The organism is Acinetobacter sp. NIPH 2100, from assembly GCF_000369805.1.
GTDB lineage: Bacteria > Pseudomonadota > Gammaproteobacteria > Pseudomonadales > Moraxellaceae > Acinetobacter.
Map to the genome: position 1 here is coordinate 2431785 of NZ_KB850224.1, position 18346 is coordinate 2450130.

Annotated in this window: 16 protein-coding genes; 3 read left to right on the top strand and 13 right to left on the bottom strand. The window is 43.5% G+C overall.

The window, feature by feature from the left end; translation table 11 throughout:
• Positions 1-6: 6 nt before the first annotated feature.
• From F887_RS06625 to F887_RS06575, 11 genes are all read right to left on the bottom strand, one after another.
• Positions 7-1467 (bottom strand): right-handed parallel beta-helix repeat-containing protein, encoded by a 1461-nt coding sequence (locus F887_RS06625; RefSeq protein ID WP_005295209.1) that lies wholly within the window; start codon positions 1465-1467, stop codon positions 7-9.
• A 20-nt stretch (positions 1468-1487) separates the two neighbouring features.
• On the bottom strand, positions 1488-2327 hold the full coding sequence (gene aroD / locus F887_RS06620; protein WP_005295212.1) for a type I 3-dehydroquinate dehydratase: 840 nt from the start codon (positions 2325-2327) through the stop codon (positions 1488-1490).
• Between the two features lie 318 nt (positions 2328-2645).
• Complete coding sequence (gene pcaG / locus F887_RS06615) at positions 2646-3275, bottom strand: protocatechuate 3,4-dioxygenase subunit alpha (RefSeq protein WP_005295217.1); 630 nt, start codon at positions 3273-3275, stop codon at positions 2646-2648.
• A gap of 12 nt (positions 3276-3287) precedes the next feature.
• Positions 3288-4013 carry a protocatechuate 3,4-dioxygenase subunit beta gene (pcaH, locus tag F887_RS06610; RefSeq protein WP_004806145.1) on the bottom strand — a complete coding sequence of 242 codons (726 nt, stop codon included), beginning with the start codon at positions 4011-4013 and terminating at the stop codon, positions 3288-3290.
• Positions 4014-4023: 10 nt separating this feature from the next.
• Positions 4024-4437, bottom strand: coding sequence for a 4-carboxymuconolactone decarboxylase (gene pcaC, locus F887_RS06605; protein ID WP_005295221.1), 414 nt, complete (start codon positions 4435-4437; stop codon positions 4024-4026).
• Positions 4438-4469: 32 nt separating this feature from the next.
• On the bottom strand, positions 4470-5822 hold the full coding sequence (locus F887_RS06600; protein WP_005295224.1) for a 4-hydroxybenzoate transporter PcaK: 1353 nt from the start codon (positions 5820-5822) through the stop codon (positions 4470-4472).
• A gap of 41 nt (positions 5823-5863) precedes the next feature.
• Positions 5864-6649: a 3-oxoadipate enol-lactonase gene (pcaD, locus tag F887_RS06595; RefSeq protein WP_005295227.1), complete on the bottom strand. Its 786-nt coding sequence runs from the start codon at positions 6647-6649 to the stop codon at positions 5864-5866.
• Positions 6650-6653: 4 nt separating this feature from the next.
• Positions 6654-8003 carry a 3-carboxy-cis,cis-muconate cycloisomerase gene (gene pcaB, locus F887_RS06590; RefSeq protein ID WP_005295229.1) on the bottom strand — a complete coding sequence of 450 codons (1350 nt, stop codon included), beginning with the start codon at positions 8001-8003 and terminating at the stop codon, positions 6654-6656.
• A gap of 8 nt (positions 8004-8011) precedes the next feature.
• Complete coding sequence (pcaF, locus tag F887_RS06585) at positions 8012-9220, bottom strand: 3-oxoadipyl-CoA thiolase (protein WP_005295231.1); 1209 nt, start codon at positions 9218-9220, stop codon at positions 8012-8014.
• 115 nt (positions 9221-9335) lie between these two features.
• Positions 9336-9989, bottom strand: coding sequence for a 3-oxoacid CoA-transferase subunit B (locus F887_RS06580; RefSeq protein ID WP_005295235.1), 654 nt, complete (start codon positions 9987-9989; stop codon positions 9336-9338).
• Positions 9990-9991: 2 nt separating this feature from the next.
• Positions 9992-10675 carry a 3-oxoacid CoA-transferase subunit A gene (locus F887_RS06575; protein WP_005295238.1) on the bottom strand — a complete coding sequence of 228 codons (684 nt, stop codon included), beginning with the start codon at positions 10673-10675 and terminating at the stop codon, positions 9992-9994.
• A gap of 249 nt (positions 10676-10924) precedes the next feature.
• Between F887_RS06575 and pcaU the strand changes: the two genes are divergently transcribed.
• The 3 genes from pcaU (at position 10925) to F887_RS06560 (ending at position 15698) form a co-directional block, all read left to right on the top strand.
• Positions 10925-11749, top strand: a complete 825-nt coding sequence (pcaU, locus tag F887_RS06570) for an IclR family transcriptional regulator PcaU (protein ID WP_005295241.1) — start codon at positions 10925-10927, stop codon at positions 11747-11749.
• A 607-nt stretch (positions 11750-12356) separates the two neighbouring features.
• Positions 12357-14042 carry an aspartate-alanine antiporter gene (gene aspT / locus F887_RS06565; RefSeq protein WP_005295242.1) on the top strand — a complete coding sequence of 562 codons (1686 nt, stop codon included), beginning with the start codon at positions 12357-12359 and terminating at the stop codon, positions 14040-14042.
• 54 nt (positions 14043-14096) lie between these two features.
• Positions 14097-15698 (top strand): bifunctional aspartate transaminase/aspartate 4-decarboxylase, encoded by a 1602-nt coding sequence (locus tag F887_RS06560; protein ID WP_005295247.1) that lies wholly within the window; start codon positions 14097-14099, stop codon positions 15696-15698.
• Positions 15699-15774: 76 nt separating this feature from the next.
• On the opposite strand, the gene cntB is transcribed toward F887_RS06560, so the two are convergent.
• Together cntB and F887_RS06550 are read right to left on the bottom strand one after the other, a co-directional pair.
• Positions 15775-16731 (bottom strand): carnitine monooxygenase, reductase subunit CntB, encoded by a 957-nt coding sequence (gene cntB, locus F887_RS06555; RefSeq protein ID WP_005295249.1) that lies wholly within the window; start codon positions 16729-16731, stop codon positions 15775-15777.
• Between the two features lie 109 nt (positions 16732-16840).
• A complete protein-coding gene (locus F887_RS06550; protein WP_005295252.1) occupies positions 16841-18292 on the bottom strand; it encodes an NAD-dependent succinate-semialdehyde dehydrogenase in 1452 nt (483 codons plus the stop codon).
• Positions 18293-18346: the final 54 nt, after the last annotated feature.

The following is an 18346-nucleotide window of genomic DNA, read 5'->3' on the forward strand; positions in this document are numbered from 1 at the left end:
TGCCATTTATTTCAGTTTCACAGCTGAACTAAGTTCAGATGTTGCACCAACGCGGTCAGTGATATTTGCTGTCACTGAAGCCACTTGCACTGTTGGTTTCCAAGCAAGCCTTGCAGTTCCTTGTGCATTGGTTGCAGCAACCGCTGAACCTAGATAAAACTCTGCTTCATTCGAGTCTGCCGATGAGTTTCCAAAGAACTCCACCTGATAGCGCTGATTCGGCTGCCCTTTTACTTCGACTGCAATTTGTCCTTTAGACATGGTTAATTTTGGTGCCTGAATATTCTGATTGGGCTGTGCATTACAGCCCTGTTCATTTGCTTGTTGGCAAGTTTTCTGTAGATTGGTAGGATCAATCTTGACACCATGACCACGTGAACCCACAAAATGTGCATGTTCCAATCCTGGAATATCAAAGATGATCGCACCGACGCGTTGATTCGGCACGCAACTTCCACCCGCTTCACAACGTTTAATGTTTTTGCCGTTATTCCAGATTAAATTCTTAGTCAGGGTAATATGTGCATTGGCATCTTTTTCAGAGCGAATCGCAATCCCTACCCGATTGCCATGTACTTTATTACTGTCAAAAATATTGCCGTCACCCGTCAGGTTAAAGCCATTGGAGTTATTGGTCAGCTCGTTATAGGCAATATAATTGCGCTTACCCCAGTTGATCTGTAAACCATCTGAGTAATTTTCAAATTTATTGCCCACCACCGCATTGTCATTACCCCATAATATCTCAATGCCTTGTGATGGTTCAGGATTGGCAACAGTAGAAATAAAATGGTTATTGGCGACCAAGTTAAATGCTGCGCCACGGGTCAGTTCAAGTCCATCGCCATTGTCCTGAAAATAATTATTCAGAACTTTATTGTTATTGGTCGTGGTCGCTGTTGGATTGCCTTTACCATCATCACCTGTCAGCATTACCCCTGCGCCACCATAGTTATGCATGATACGGTTATTTTGAATCAGGTTATTGCTGGCACGATTCATCAAAATCCCAATACAGAAATGACGAATTTCTAAGCCTTGGATGGTGACGTCATTGATGTCACGTAATACGATGCCAGGCAAAGTTGTGGTCCGAACATTGGTGCCGAATTGTCCCTCAACTGCACCTGGGCAGGCTTCAACGCCTGTGCCTTTAATATAATTTGATCCATCGACGGCAATAAACTCACCTGTTTTAGACCATTGCGTACCAATAATTTTTACTGGGGCTTTAATTTCAGGTAATGGACTGTTGACCTGAATCGCATAAGGCGCGTTTCCCACTGCCTGAATCAAAATTTCGCTGGCCTCAGTTGGCTTGCTGTTGGCTTGTTGAATTGCCCAGCGCAATGAACCTTTTTCGACATCATCCTGATAGCGGTCAACGATATAGGTTTCTGCTGTTGCTAATCCCGAAACTGCCATAGCGATGGCTAAAGTACTTAAACGTACATAGATTGATTTCATGTGTTAAAAATCCTTTTATATTATTGTGTTGGTTGAACTGTTTTTAAAAACTGTTTTAGTTGAGTCACATCAATCTGCCCCGGTGCAGAAGCTTCACCAATCATGCCAAAACTAAAACTGCCGCCCATGTTGGCTGTCGCAATTCGAGAAATGGTGCCGAGTTTGCCCATCGACATGGTGAGTAATGGCTTTTTAGATTGCTGACTGACGTTTAAGGTGGCATTCATTAAGGTGAATACATCCTGTTTGCTTTGCGGCATCACTGCAATTTTAAGAATATCGGCCCCTAACTCATCCTGCTTGAGTAAGCGCTTGATGATTTCGGCCTCAGATGGTGTTTTTTGAAAATCATGATTGGACATCACAATCAGCACTTTTTTCGCATGCGCCAATTTGACGGTATTTTTTACAATTTGCTGATCACGGAACATTTCCACATCCAGTAGATCCATAAATGGCTGCTGTAAATAAGCCTGATAGGTCTTGCCATAATCTGCATCACTAATGGTCAGTTGCCCACCTTCATTATGAGTACGAATGGTCGCAATCATCGGCTTAGCGCCTAGAATCTGTTTTAACTCATGCCCCAAGGCAATCACTTGCTTGCTATCACTGGCAAAGTTCAGTAAATCAATCCGAAATTCAGCAAGATCAGCATCGGCATTGACTGCAATCACTTTTGCCTGAGCTATTGCCTGCTCTTTGGTTTTGGCTGTAATTGGCACAATGGTTTTGACAGGCAGCTTTGCCAATTCAGCTAACTCAACCTGTTTTTGGACACTGTCCTGTGCTTGTACGCTTTGAACCATCAATAGAGGGCTAACCAGCAGCATTAACGCTGCCAATGTTTTCATATCCATGAATATTTTCCTTTTTAATATGTCCCTTTTTAGACATGGAAACCAAAGAGTATGGAGTTTCAAACTCTTTAATCGTTTTTTCACATAAACACTTGTACAATATTTGATACTCGGAGACGTCATCCGCAACTGTCCGAGACAGGACCACACCAATAAAATGCATTTTCTGCGATAGTTTTGAGACGTGCTGGTCTTGAACGAGTTTTGCGGATGACAATAGTTTTGCCTACTTTTCCCGAAAGAAAAGTAGGTCGAGCCGACGGCTTACCCTAAAAATAAGATGAAAACTCAATTAGACTCCGCTGCGAGCCTTAACCCTTAAATATCAAAGAACACCGTTTCATCATCACCCTGAATACGAATATCAAAGCGATAAACCACTTCCCCATCCACTTCACTGCGTTTGGCAATTAGCGTTTGCCGACGTACTGCCCATTCAATGCTATTTAGAACTGGATCGTTGGCATTGGCATCCACTTCATCTTCAAAATAAATACGAGTATGCAAACCAATATTGATGCCGCGGGCAAACACTGCCACAGCAATATGCGGTGCCTGAATTGAGCCTTTACGCCCAGCAACCGCTCCCGGTTTTACCGTATTAAAGCTCCAGAAACCTGTCTCAAAATTGGCACCCGTACGGCCCCAGCCCTGAAAATGTGGATCGGCCGTTTTACCTTGCGTATCAGCCTGACTTGGATAAACACCATTGGCATCCGCCTGCCAGATTTCCAGTAATACATCTCTTAATGGCAAACCAAGGCCGTCAAACACCTGACCTTCGAGACGAATATGTTGACCTTGGGTTTGCTCATTCACTAACTGATGATTGAAGTTATGCTCAAACACTTCAATATTGGCTTGTTGGGGTAATAAGCCAATATGAACATAAGGACCACCTGTTTGTGATGGGGTTTCCTTCAATTCCTGAAAATTCCATGCATTCATCGTTTGTCTCCCTTAAGTCAAATCATTTTCAAAATAAGTCGCACGACGACCACGAAGATGAATATCAAAGCGGTAACAACGACTGTCTGCTTCAATGAAATTATTTTTATCTTCCAATGCGATCAAGGCACGACGCTGATCTTCAGATGGAATGGTTTTCAAAATCGGGCAAGTATCAATCAGCGTATCGCCTTCAAAATAGAACTGTGAAATCAGGCGCTGTGCCCAACCATCTGCGATCAAGGAAAAGTGAATATGCGCTGGTCGCCATTCATTGATACGGTTACGCCATGGATATGGACCTGGTTTAATGGTACGGAAAATATAGAAACCATTTTCATCGGTTAAAGTACGACCACAACCACCAAAGTTCGGGTCCATCGCACCAATAAATTTGTCATTTGGATGACGATAACGGCCTGATGCATTGGCCTGCCATACTTCCAATAAAGCATTTTTCACAGGACGACCAAACTGATCACGTACATAACCATGCACAATGATACGTTCCCCGACAGGTAGACCTTCTTTGGCATAGTTCAGAATCAGGTCATTGTCTTTCGGGCCAAAAATACTCGGTGAAAAATGCGGTGAAGTCACTTCAGTCAAAGTTTCATTAATTGAAATCAATGCATTCTTTGGCGAGCGTAATACACTGGTCTTATAACCGGGTGTATATGCTGGCGGATGATCATCGGTATTGCGTTGTGGATATGCACCCAATGTATGCTTTAACATGCCTGTCTCCTTAATCCTGTGGTTGTGCCGCAACGGGTTGCAAGTCAATGCCAAGCTCTTTAAAGACTTCTTCGGCCATATGCATCGCCGCATTTGCTGCGGGTAATCCTGCATATAAAGAACTATGTAAAATCAGCTCTTTTAATTCGTCTTTCGTCACACCGTTGTTGAAGCAAGCACGTAAATGCATTCTAAGTTCATCCTCTCGCCCCAAAGCCAATAGAATAGCAATGGTGACTAAACTACGGGTATGACGTGGCAAACCTTCACGTGACCACACTTCGCCCCAAGCAAAACGACTAATAAAGTTCTGGAAATCCTGATTGAAATCATTCAGGTTCGCCAAAGAGCGGCCGACATGTTTTTCACCCAGTACTTCGGTACGGACTTTCAGTCCTTGTTGATAACGTTGTTCATCATTCATGAATGTTGCTCCTCATCTTGAAAATATGAGCCTTAGGTTGCATCGGTGTGAGCAACTAGAGATTTAACAAAAATTGCGATGGCTGCTGCCGTAGCAGGAATCATCAACAAACTAAGAATGGCGGTAAATGACCAGTCATTGCCCAACAAGACTGCGCCAATCCATGCACCAAACACGGCACCAAAACGGCCAATACCTGTCATCCACGCCACACCTGTTGCACGACATTGGGTTGGATAGAAACGAGCACTTAACGCAGGCATCGACGATTGTGCCCCGTTAATGGCAACGCCTGCACAGAGCACAAGGATCGCCAATAAAGTTGGATTGCTAAGGCTTTGCCCAACTGCAACGGCAAATAGACCTGCGACAAAATAGAAACCTGAAATAATGCGGTTTGGATTGAACCGATCCATTGCCCAACCAATGAACAAGGCACTAAGAACGCCACCAAACTGGAATAACCCGCCAATGAAAGCAGCACGCTCCATGGTTGCCCCTGTCTCACGCATCAAGGTTGGTAACCAGCTGGTCAGTAAATAAATCACCACCAAGCCCATGAAATAGGTCGACCACAATAAAACCGTACCTTTGGCATATTGTTTGGAAAACAGCATGCCAAACACACTTTTCTTTTCTGCAACAGCAGACTGTTCTTCTGGAATATGGAATTCGGTGATTCCTTGAATTTCCTTAGGCGCGATATGAGCTAAAATTTTGCGTACTTTTTCAGGGTGACGGCCTTTAACAATCAAAAAGCGATAAGACTCAGGTAACAAGAAAATGACCAATAGCATTAAAATAAGTGGTGACCAGCCTCCCAATAAAAACAAGCTATGCCATCCAAATGCAGGAATCAGCCAACTACTGATAAAACCACCCGTTGCCATGCCCAAGTTATAACCACAAAACATACATGTGATGAGCAGTGAACGACTCCGTTGCGGGCAGTACTCTGAAAATAGTGTTGTTGCATTCGGCATCGCAGCACCAAGACCAATACCAGTTAAAAAGCGCAATACCACTAAGCTATCGAGATTGGTGGCAAAAGCGGATGCCAAAGTGAAACCACCGAAAATCAGCATTGAAATGGTTAAAACAATTTTTCGTCCAAAACGGTCTGCTGTCGGTCCTGATACCAATGCACCAATGATCATGCCACCCAGTGCTGCACTCATGACGGGGCCAAGTTGAGAACGATCAACCCCCCAATCCTGAGCCAATGCCGGCGCAATAAATCCCATTGCCGCAGTATCGATACCATCTACAAATACAATGAGAAAACAAATAATTGCGATCATCCATTGATACTTGCTAATCGGTGCATTATTGATGAGTGCCTGCGCATCCATACTATTTTTTGGGGCAGCAAATTCCTGTGCCATAGTTGCCTCCTTGTCGGCGAATTCCTTTCTAACCCTTATGGTTATATGTTTTGAATGAACTTGGACAATGCCTGATTGAACACTTGTGGTTGTTCAATATTGGACAAATGAGACGCTGCCAAGATTTCAAGCTGACTGGTTGGAATGAGTTGATGCATAAACTCTGCATCTTGAACCGTTGTGACAGGGTCGTACTGCCCCGCGATAATTAAAGTGGGAATTTGAATTTGGTGTAGCTGATCTCGAACATCGGCATCGGCCAAAGCACGACATGCATTGGCATAGCCTTGCGCAGGTGTTACCGCGAGACTTTGAATGGTTTTCTGTGCCAAAACATCATGCCGATAATCAAAATGTTCGCTGAACCAACGTGTATGCGTGGTTTTCACAATTTCAGCCAAACCATTTTGCGCCACGCTATCCGCACGAGTATTCCAAGCTTCGGCAGTGCCAATTTTTGCTGACGAGTTTGCCACGGTGATGCTATGAAAGCGTTCTGCGTGGTCAATCGCCAAAGCCAATGCAGTAATCCCACCCATTGAAATGCCACAGAAATGAACTTTTTCAATGGCTAAGGCATCTAGGATATCGACCACATCTTCAGCCAGATTTTGCAATGTACTATTGGCAATGATTGCGCTTGCACCATGCCCACGTGTGTCATAGCTAATAATTTGATAATGATCAGCCAAAGCTGTAACTTGTGCCTGCCACATACCGTGGTCAGTTCCCAAAGAGTTGGAGAACATGATAACTGGCGCATCTTTTAGACCTTGCACTTGAACTGCAAGTGGATGTCCTTGACGATTATTGATATGCGTGATCATGTGCTTACTCTCCTTTTGCTGTGTGTAGCACGGCATCAATTTGCGCCTGAATATTGCCGAGGTAAGATGCAGGATTGAACAGGTCATCTAACGCCTGATCATTAAAATGTGTGTTGATTTCATCCATGGCTGACAAGATGATTTTTAAATGCTGTTGTTGAGCAACTGCTTGCTGACATGCCTGCTCAACCAGATGGTGTGCGTCCATACGGCCAAGCTTGGGTGCAAGTGCCATCATCACTGCTTCGGCCATGATTAAACCTTGTGTACATTCAAGATTGCATCGCATCGCCTCTGCATTAACTTGCATATGTTCGAGCACATCGCAACTACGTTCTAAAGCACCTGCACATAACTGGAAAATTTCTGGGATTGCCAGCCATTCTGCGTGCCAAGCCCCTAACGCACGTTCATGCTCTTGCACCATGCTTTGATAGACACTGGCCATTAAGGCGGGCACGCGATTGGCTGCTGCAAGAATTGAAGCTGCTGCCACAGGATTCCGCTTATGTGGCATAGTCGATGAACCACCTCGCCCTTTTGCTGCGGGTTCAAAAACTTCTGCGATTTCAGTTTGCATCAACAATGACCAGTCTTTCGCCATCTTGCCAACATTTCCAACAATCAAAGCAAGCGTACTGGCAATCTCAACCATACGGTCGCGCTCACCATGCCATGTGCATTCAGGAACGGTTAAATCGAGTTGTGCGGCAAAAGCTTGAACCACCGCAGAGCCTTGATCTTGTAAAGACGCCAATGAACCGACTGCCCCACCGAGTTGTGCAGTAAATACGTGAATTTTCATTGCCTGTAAGCGATCAAGATCACGTTTCAAAGCTGCTGCCCAACGGGCAAATTTATGTCCCAAAGTAATCGGCAAGGCTTGCTGTAACCAAGTGCGTCCAATCATGACCTGATGGCGATATTGCTGAGCTTGCTTTAAGGAAATTTGATAGGCCTGTTGCACCTGCTGTTCGATCAGCGTCAAGGCGTCGCGACACTGCAAAATCATTGCTGTATCAATGATATCCTGACTAGTCGCGCCCCAATGCACATAACGTGAAGCATCTTCATCCTGCTGTTTCACCAAAGCGGTAAATTGCTTTACCAATGGAATCGCAACATTACCTGCCAGTCCTGCTGCTGTAGCTAACGCATCTATATCGATTTGTGCTACAGCATTGTGTCCAACCTGTTCAATGATATTTGCGGCAGAGCTAGGAATCACATTGACCTGTGCTTGAGCTTTGGCTAAAGCCACTTCGGTCTGGATCATATATTTCAATAAAGCTTGATCACTAAAAATGGCAGTGACATCAGGCTGATAAAACAAACTGGCGTATAACTGGCTCATGGCAAACCTCACTCAACACGTTGAATAATCAGTGCAATCCCCTGACCGACACCAATACACATCGAACACAAGGCATATTCACCTTTGATCTGTTCAAGCTGGTTTAGAGCTGTGGTCACTAAACGTGCACCTGAAGCACCGAGTGGATGACCCAAGGCAATTGCACCACCATTCGGGTTAATTCGTGCATCGTCGTCGCTCAAACCTAAATCACGGGTCACAGCTAGGGCTTGTGCTGCAAAGGCTTCATTTAACTCAATCACATCCATCTGCGCTAAAGAAAGATTGGCCTGTTTAAGGAGTTTCTTGATGGCAGGCGCAGGTGCAAAACCCATAATGCGGGGTTCAACACCCACTGTGGTGGCTGCAATAATCTTGGCACGTGGCTTGAGTTGATATTTTTCCACCGCTTCGTCTGATGCAATCAACACAGCTGCTGCACCATCATTAATTCCAGAGGCATTACCTGCTGTCACAGTGCCTTCTGCTTTCACCACACCTTTGAGTTTGCTTAAACCTTCTAAGGTAGTTGATGCACGTGGATGCTCATCACTCTCCACCACAATGGCATCGCCCTTACGCTGTGGAATCGTCACAGACACGATTTCGTTCGAGAAGAAGCCCTTGGCTTGTGCAGTGGCAGTACGTTGTTGGCTGGTTAAAGCAAATTGATCTTGATCGGCACGGTTAATGTTGAATTGTTCCGCCACGTTTTCCGCGGTTTGTGGCATGCTATCCACGCCATACAGCTCTTTCAATTTTGGATTGATAAAACGCCAGCCCATGGTGGTGTCTTCAATCTTTTGACTACGTCCAAAGGCACTGTCCGATTTGCCCATTACATAAGGAGCACGGCTCATGCTTTCGACACCGCCTGCAATAATCAGGTCAGCTTCATTGGCTTTAATGGCACGCGCAGCCATGGCAATAGCATCCAGTGATGAACCACACAAACGGTTTACTGTGGTGGCAGGCACTTGATAAGGTAAGCCTGCCAATAACGCTGACATACGTCCGACATTACGGTTGTCTTCACCTGCCTGATTGGCACAGCCATAGATCACATCATCGACTTGCTGCCAATCAATACTTGGGTTACGTTGCATTAAGGCCTGAATGGGAATGGCTCCGAGGTCATCAGCACGTGCTGGCGCAAGACCGCCGGCATAGCGACCAAATGGGGTACGGATGGCATCGATGATATAAGCGTTTTTCATGTGTTTTTTCCTTTTAATCCTCCCTTAATCCCTCCTTTAAAAAGGAGGGAGACCTCACTCTATTGTTTAGATGAAGTCCCCCTTAACAAAGGGGGATTTAGGGGGATTTCAATCCTTAAGCTTGCGTCGCATCAATCAATTGAGCACCCGTCAACGCCTGCAACTCCTCAAAGCTCAGACCATCCACTTTCTCAATCACTTTTAAACCGTCTTGAGTCACATCAATCACACACAGGTCGGTATAAATCCGATCAACACATTTCAAGCCTGTTGCTGGATATGAAAGCGTTTCAACAATCTTCGGTTCACCTTGCTTGGTGGTGTGATCTGTGGTGATAAATACTTTCTTGGCACCCACAGCCAGATCCATGGCACCGCCTACCGCAGGAATCGCATCTGCTGCACCAGTATGCCAGTTGGCTAGATCACCATTGGCTGCCACTTGGAAAGCACCGAGTACTGCAATATCCAAATGCCCACCGCGCATCATGGCAAAGGAATCACCATGATGAAAAAAACTACCACCCGTCAGCATGGTGACGTATTCTTTGCCTGCATTAATCAGTTCAGGATCCTCTTCACCTTTGGTAGGTGGTGGGCCAAATGCCAGTAAGCCATTCTCCGAATGCAGGAATACATCTTTATCAGCAGGAAGATAATTGGAAATCTTGGTTGGCAAGCCAATGCCGAGATTGACATAGGCGCCATCGGGAATATCTTGTGCGACACGCTCAGCAATCTGGTCACGGCTTAATTTTTGATAGCTCATGCTTATTCTCCTATGCCATTGGCAGCATCAACAGCGACCACTTGCTGGACAAAAATCCCTGGGGTAATGATGTGTTCAGGATCAAGCTGACCGAGTTCAGCCAGTTCAGAGACTTGGGCAATGGTGACATCCGCTGCCATCGCCATGATGGGGCCAAAGTTACGAGCAGATTTGTTATAGACCAGATTACCCCAACGATCGCCTTTGTGTGCTTTGATTAAAGCAAAGTCAGCTTTGATCGGATATTCAAGCACATAGTCTTTCCCATCAATCTGGCGGGTTTCCTTGCCTTCTGCCAAAAGTGTACCGAAACCTGTTGGGGTAAAGACTGCACCTAAGCCCATGCCTGCGGCTTGAATACGGCAAGCAAGATTGCCTTGTGGCACTAGTTCCAGTTCAATCTTGCCAGCATGGTAGAGTTCATCGAAGACCCAAGAGTCTGATTGACGTGGGAAGGAACAAATGATTTTACGTACCGCACCTGTTTTAAGCAGTTTGGCCAAGCCATAATCACCATTGCCAGCATTATTATTAACGATGACCAAATCTTTGATACCGAGTTCAATCAATCCATCAATAAGTTCTGCGGGTTGTCCTGCGGTGCCGAAACCACCAATCATGATGGTTGCTCCATCTTTGATTTGTGATAGCGCCTCGGTTAATGAGAGCGTGCTTTTATCAATCATCTGACTACTTCCTGTACTCTGCATCACCCAATTTTTCATCCTGAAAACCAATGAAACGAAGTTGAGTGTTTTGTTCGGGTTTCTTCTATTTATTCTTGATAAATTCTGCCGTCAGTTCTAGGTTTAAAAGTGCATTTTGTTCGATGATTGATTTTTATGTTCGATGATCGAACATTATCCAAGTAAAATAGTCATCTTTCGCTTAGAATGTTTTTATATGGAAACCGTTTTAGAAAGGATGTCTAAATAATGGAACATGATCAAAATCAAAATCCTCGCTTAATTCATCATAGCGAAAACAAAAAAATGATCCGGCATGAAGACTATATTGCAGGTATCGCAAAGGGTCTCAGCATTTTGGAATGTTTTGGTCCCGACCGCCATCGTCTCAACATGAGTACGGCTGCTGAAAAAACAGGAATGACACGTGCGGCTGCACGACGGCATTTACTGACGCTAGAATACTTAGGCTATTTAGATTTTGATGGGCATTATTATTATTTATCTCCAAAAATTCTGAAATTCTCAGGTGCTTATTTGGATGGTTCTCCACTTCCTAAAATTTGTCAGCCTTTATTAAACCTTTTGACCAATCAAACCTCTCTGATTTATTCAGTCATGGTTTTGGATGGATACGAAGCAATTACCATCGCCCGTAGCGCAGCCCATCAACAAACCGATCGAGTCAATCCTTATGGTCTACATTTAGGTAATCGACTCCCCGCTCATGCAACCTCTGCGGGCAAAATTTTACTGGCACATTTAACACCTGATGAACAAAAACGCTGGTTAGAGAAATATCCTCTAAAACGTCTCACCAAATATACCCATACCGAGAGTGAGGCATTTTTACAATTACTGCATGAAATTAAAGAACAAGACTGGTGCTATTCGTGCGAAGAACATGAGCTGGGTGTGCATGCGGTGGCCGTACCCATTTACGATTCCAATGCCACAGTGGTTGCAGCCCTCAACATTGTATCGCCGACCATGCGCACAACTCAGGACTATTTAATTACCCATATTTTGCCATTACTACAAGAAACTGCCCGTGATTTAAGGCAAGTGATTTAATTCCAGATGGCTGGAATTCCAAACAATATTGAATGCAAAAAAAAGCCACATCTGGAAATGTGGCGAAAGGTGTACTGCTGCTACGGTTATGTCCGTCTTTATAAATTAATCGTGCTAGCTTAAATGAACATTAATTTGTTAAACGTTCATTATATTTCTTTATTCCCCAATAGAGCTTTCAATTTTCAGTACGCGGACATGTAATAAAAATATTATTTAATCAAAATGTTAAATTCAAAACTAAACTTGTAGCAGCTTAAAATTAAATGCCTGACTGATAAAAATTGTTGGGATATCGCATAGATTTTGCACTTTTATATCCATTATGACCATTGATTCACAAAACATAAGTCTTGGCCTAAAGTGTTATTTTTTGTATAGAAAAACAACAACGTGTAACAAACACTTTGATTTTTAAGTTTTCCCATTGCTCACATAAGTGCATAAAAAAACAACTTATTGATATATAAATATTTTATAAAAAACAAACCCTTGAAATCCAGTCCATTTGTATTCATTACAGAAGCATAGTATTTTAAAAAACACATGAAAAAATAAATAAATTCAAACCTAAAGATAGATCGAATAATAAAAGTGAGATCGAAAAATGATTGAATGGTTACAAGGTGAATTAAAACATAGCCCAGAAATTTTATTGTTCCTCTCCTTGGCAATAGGTTTTTGGATCGGTCAATTTCAATTCGGAAAATTTCAGTTCGGTGGTGTAGCAGGCTCTCTCCTTGTTGCAGTAGTGTTAAGTCTAATCGGTGTCCCAGTCGATAATGGCGTCAAAGCCATTCTGTTCGCATTATTCATTTATGCAGTTGGTTTTGAAAGTGGTCCCCAATTCTTTAAATCACTTGGTCCCCAATCGATAAAAGAAATCCTGTTAGCCGTATTTATGGCAGTTAGTGGTTTAATTACCGTTTTAGTCATGGCTAAACTTTTCCACCTCGATAAAGGCTTAGCAGCTGGATTGGCTGCCGGTGGTATGACCCAATCTGCAATTATTGGTACAGCTGGTGATGCGATTTCACGACTCGACCTCCCTTTGGCTGAGATTCAAAAGCTTCAAGCCAATGTCGCAATCGGTTATGCCGTGACTTATATTTTCGGTTCATTGGGTGCCATCATTGTCTGTGTGAATATTTTGCCTAAATTTATGGGCAAAGAAATTCATGATGATGCTTTAAAGGCTCAATCAGAACGCCTTAAAGGTGCTTTCGAGTTAGCACCTGGGCAAGAACTGGCCATGCCCGAAATTGTTGGTCGAATTTATAAAGTTAAACAAGCGAATGGGCAAACGGTTGCAGAATTAGAAGCTCGAGAACCCAGCATCACCATAGAAAGACTAAAACGTAAAGATCAGTTTGTGGATGTTGCGCCTGAGGTTATTTTACAAACCGATGACGTACTGTTACTGGTCGGACGTCGTGCCAGTGTAGTGGCTGTTTCAGAACAAATTGGCTCTGAATTACAGTCATCTCAAGGTATGGAAATGATTATGGATACCACGGATGTGATCCTGAGAAATTCCAAATATATCAATCGTAGTTTGGGTGATATTAAAGCCAATACCCCTGCTTATTTGAAACATGGGATTTACGTTCTCGCGATTAAACGTAGCGATGAAACTCAAAGCTTGAGTGATGAGACAATTTTACATCAAGGAGATGTGATTACTGTTTATGGCACTAAAAGCGATCTAGATCGTTTAGTTAAAGAAGCAGGTAAAGCACTACCAGAAAGCTTAAAAACTGACTGGATTTTCCACGGTGCAGGCCTTGTGGTCGGTTTGCTGATTGGTCTTTTTGTCATCCGTTTAGGCGATGTTCCATTGACTCTGGGTGCTGGCGGTGGTGCCCTGCTCTCTGGTCTTTTATTTGGTTGGTTGCGTAGTCGTAATCAGGTTCATGGCAACATGCCTTTAGCTGCCTCGCAATTGCTTAAAGATTTAGGTCTTGCAGGGTTTGTCGCTGCTGTAGGTTTGCAATCAGGATTACAAGCCATTCAAACCATTAAAGACAGTGGACTTTCATTATTTATGATTGGTGTCGTAGTCACCTTGGTCCCACTGATTCTTTCCATGCTTTTTGCACGTTATGTGCTCCGCTATGACAACGTTGCAGTGATGGCTGGTGCGCTATCAGGTTCACGCAGTGCCAACCCTGCTTTCGGTGCCATTTTAGATAAAGCAGGAAATTCCATTCCCACGGTTCCTTTCGCCATTACCTATGCACTGGCAAACGTATTCTTGACCTTGCTTGGCCCACTGATCGTTGGCCTTGCTTAAATATAATTTGTATTCAATCACTTATTGCTTCAACTATAATTAAGGAGACTTCCCATGGGGAACGTTGATTATTCAAAATACTCAAAACTTAGCCCATTCGAACTAAAAGACAAATTAATCGAGCTTGCCCAAAGCAGAACAGACAGGCTGATGCTCAATGCAGGACGTGGAAATCCGAACTTTTTAGCTACGGTTCCACGTCGAGCATTTTTCCAATTGGGGCTGTTTTCTACTACAGAATCAGAGTTTTCTTTTTCGTATATGCCTGAAGGTTTAGGTGGTTTTCCTCGCCCTGTCGGTTTGCAATCCCGCTTCGATAATTTCATTATGCACAATCGGGATAAACCCGGTGTCGTCTTTCTCGGTAAAGCCATTTCCTACGTCAGAGATCAATTGGGCTTAGATCCCGATGCTTTTTTACTGGAAATGGTTGAGGGTATTTTAGGCTGTAATTATCCAGTTCCTGATCGAATGCTACGCATTAGCGAATCGATTATCAAAGAATATATACTACGTGAAATGGGCGTCCAAGGCATGCCTAAGGAAGGCTTGGACTTGTTTGCTGTCGAAGGCGGAACGGCAGCAATGGCTTATATTTTTAATTCATTAAAAGAGAATAAAATTATTGCCAATGGCGATCGTATTGCAATTGGTACTCCAATTTTCACACCTTATTTAGAAATCCCGAAACTGAATGACTATCAACTTGAAGAAGTATTGATCGAAGCGGACCCGAAATTAGACTGGCAATATCCAGAATCTGAATTGCGGAAACTTGAAGATCCATCGATTAAAGCCTTCTTCCTCGTCAATCCAAGTAACCCGCCCTCAGTAAAACTGAGTGATGAAGGCTTGGCAATATTGGCAGATATCGTTAAAAAACGACCTGACCTGATTATTTTGACCGATGATGTTTACGGTACTTTCGCAGACAATTTCAAATCACTGTTTGCGATCTGTCCAGACAATACCATTTTGGTGTATTCATTCTCGAAATATTTTGGAGCAACGGGTTGGAGACTAGGTGTTATCGCTCTTTCAAATAATAATATTCTGGATAAAAAACTCGCCGCACTCTCTAAAAAAGACAAGAAAGAACTGGAAGAACGTTATTCTTCTTTAACCACCGACCCAGCCAACATTAAATTCATTGACCGTCTGGTCGCGGATAGTCGTAATGTTGCACTGAACCATACCGCAGGCCTTTCTACACCGCAACAAGTGCAAATGGTACTGTTTGCGCTGTTTAATATGATGGATTCTCAACAGAACTATAAGAAAGCGGTCAAATCTGTGGTGCGCGAGCGTGATGCAGCGCTGTACCGACAATTAGGGGTTGAAGTCCCTTCTGATCCGAACTCTGTCGATTACTATACCTTGGTAAATTTGGAAAATACCTCTCGAACATTGTACGGAGATGATTTTGCCAATTGGGTGATGAAAAACAAGAACCCAACCGAACTTCTATTCCGTGTAGCAGATGAAACAGGTGTAGTGCTCTTACCCGGTTCTGGTTTTGGTGTACAACATCCTTCTGCCCGCGCATCATTAGCCAATCTGAATGAATACCAATATGCTGCCATTGGAGATTCATTAAGACGCTTTGCCGAAGAAGCCTATCAAGAGTATTTAAAAACCAAGAAAGCTAAAAAATAAATCCTAATTAAGTTTTCAGTAAATAAAAAAGCAGCTTAGGCTGCTTTTTTATGGTTTTAAAATCATAACTGAACATTTAAAGATCAAGTACCAGCTTTTTACCTTTAGCACGTGACACGCAGATCATCATGGACTGTTGTGATGCTTTTTCATCATCACTTAGATATTGATCAAAATGCTCAGCTTCACCTTCAAGAATAATGGTTTCACACGTGCCACAGACTCCTTCACGACATAAGCATTCCACGTCAAGATTGAGGAGTTCAATCGCTTGTAAAATAGTTTGGTTGCCTTGCACTTCAATTTCTTGATTGGATTTTGCCAACACCACGGTAAATGCTTCACCCTCCTCTGGCACGGTAGAAGCAAATTGTTCCCAATGGATATATTCATCGCGATAACGATGGTAATTACAACGATCAATTACTGCATCAATCATCGGTTTTGGTCCACAGACATATACATGCGTACCTTTCGGTTGAGCACCGATCAGTTGATCGAGGTCCAGACATTTTCCATCTGAGTCAACATAGCTAAAAATATGTTCAGCATGATTTTGCTTGAGTTCTTCTAACAACGCCGCATGTTCTGGCGAACGATAAGCATAATGCAATTCATAGTCTGCACCACGTGCAGCCAACTCCTCCATTTGTGGTACAAACGGGGTAATCCCTATGCCACCAGCAATTAAAATATGCTTCTCACCTGCTTCCGCCAATGGAAATAGGTTCTTGGGTTCAGAAATCTGAATTTCACAGCCTTCGTTGCACTGATCATGCATATAAACTGAGCCGCCTTTACCTTCAATATCTTTACGAACACAGACTTGGTAAGTCGAAAGATCTTGAGCACAGCTCATCAGTGAATAGGCATTGGACAGCTGATCATTCATTTTTACAATGATATGGCTGCCACCATTAAATTGAGGGAAATTTTGTCCGTCCTGACGTTTAAATGTGAACCGTTTAATCAGTGGGGTCAGTTGTTCTACACGAGTGACCACTGATGGGAACATTTCATAATGACTAGCCATGTCTAAATCCTCTTTACCGCATGCTGCTCATCTAAGCATTTTCTAATTTTAAGCGCATATTGCTTGCCTGCTGGACCGTCAATTTAGATCGTCCTCACAGGCATTGTTGCTATAACCCCAAACACATGTATTTAATGGTCATAAACTCTTCTAAACCGTATTTTGAACCTTCACGGCCAACACCAGATTGCTTAACGCCACCAAATGGCACGACTTCATTAGAAATAGCGGTTGAATTCATCCCAACCATGCCATATTCCAGCTGTTCAGCAACACGCCAGAGCCGTGAAATGTTTTCGCTATAGACATAGGCCGCTAAACCAAAAATCGTATCATTGGCTTGCGCAACCACATCCGCCTCATCGGTGAAGCGAATTAAAGGCGCTACAGGGCCAAAAATTTCTTCCTGAACAAGTTCCATATCACGCGAAACATCGGTTAACACGGTCGGTTCAAAGAAGGTTTGTCCAAGTGCATGTTGTTTACCACCGCACGCCACTTGAGCACCTTTGCCACAGGCATCATCAATTAACTGTTGGGCTTTAAGCACGGCCTTTTCATTAATTAACGGGCCAATCTGTACATTCTTTTCCAAACCATTACCAATTTTTAATTTCTGTACTTCTTGTACAAATTTCTCGGTAAATGCCTGATAAATATTGTCATGTACATAAATTCGATTGGCACAGACACAGGTTTGCCCTGCATTACGGAACTTGGCAAAGATCGCGCCTTGAACCGCTTTATCCAAATCAGCATCATCAAATATGATGAGTGGTGCGTTGCCACCCAATTCCAGAGCCAGTTTTTTGATGGTATCTGAACATTGCTGCATCAATAAACGTCCGACAGGCGTAGAACCTGTAAAAGTCAGTTTTTTGACTTTTTCATGGCTAGTAAATACCGAACCAATTTCTTGCGATTTGCCTGTAACCACATTGATGACACCTGCTGGAATGCCTGCCATTTCAGCCAGTTTAGCAATTGCAAGCGCACAATATGGGGTTTCATTGGCAGGCTTAATCACGATGGTACAACCCGCCGCCAAAGCAGGTGCCGCTTTACGGGTAATCATAGCAATCGGGAAATTCCACGGCGTAATCGCAGCCACTACTCCGACAGGTTCTTTGGTCACAATAAAACGCTGCTGGCTATTGGTGGTCGGAATCACATCGCCATAAACGCGTTTGCCTTCTTCCGCAAACCATTGAATAAATGAAGCAGCATATTTCACTTCACCCAATGCTTCGGCTAAAGGTTTACCCTGCTCAATGGTCATAATGCGTGCCAGTTCATCGCCATGGGCCAGAACCAGTTGATACCAAGCCAATAACAGGTCTGCACGCTTTTGTGCCGTTAATCCTTTCCATGCCGCTAAAGCCTGATACGCCACTTCAACCGCTTCAGTGGCTTCCGCAGCACCCATATTCGGAATCAAGCCAATTTCTTCTCCTGTTGCAGGATTGATCACAGGAATGGTGGCGCTAGATTGCGCATTGACCCATTGGCCATTAATCAATCCGCGTTGTTGAAATAATTGACTTCCTTGCAAACTTGACATGTCATCATCCTATCAATTGAAAGCAAGGTACGGCTTTATCTTCCACCGTACCCT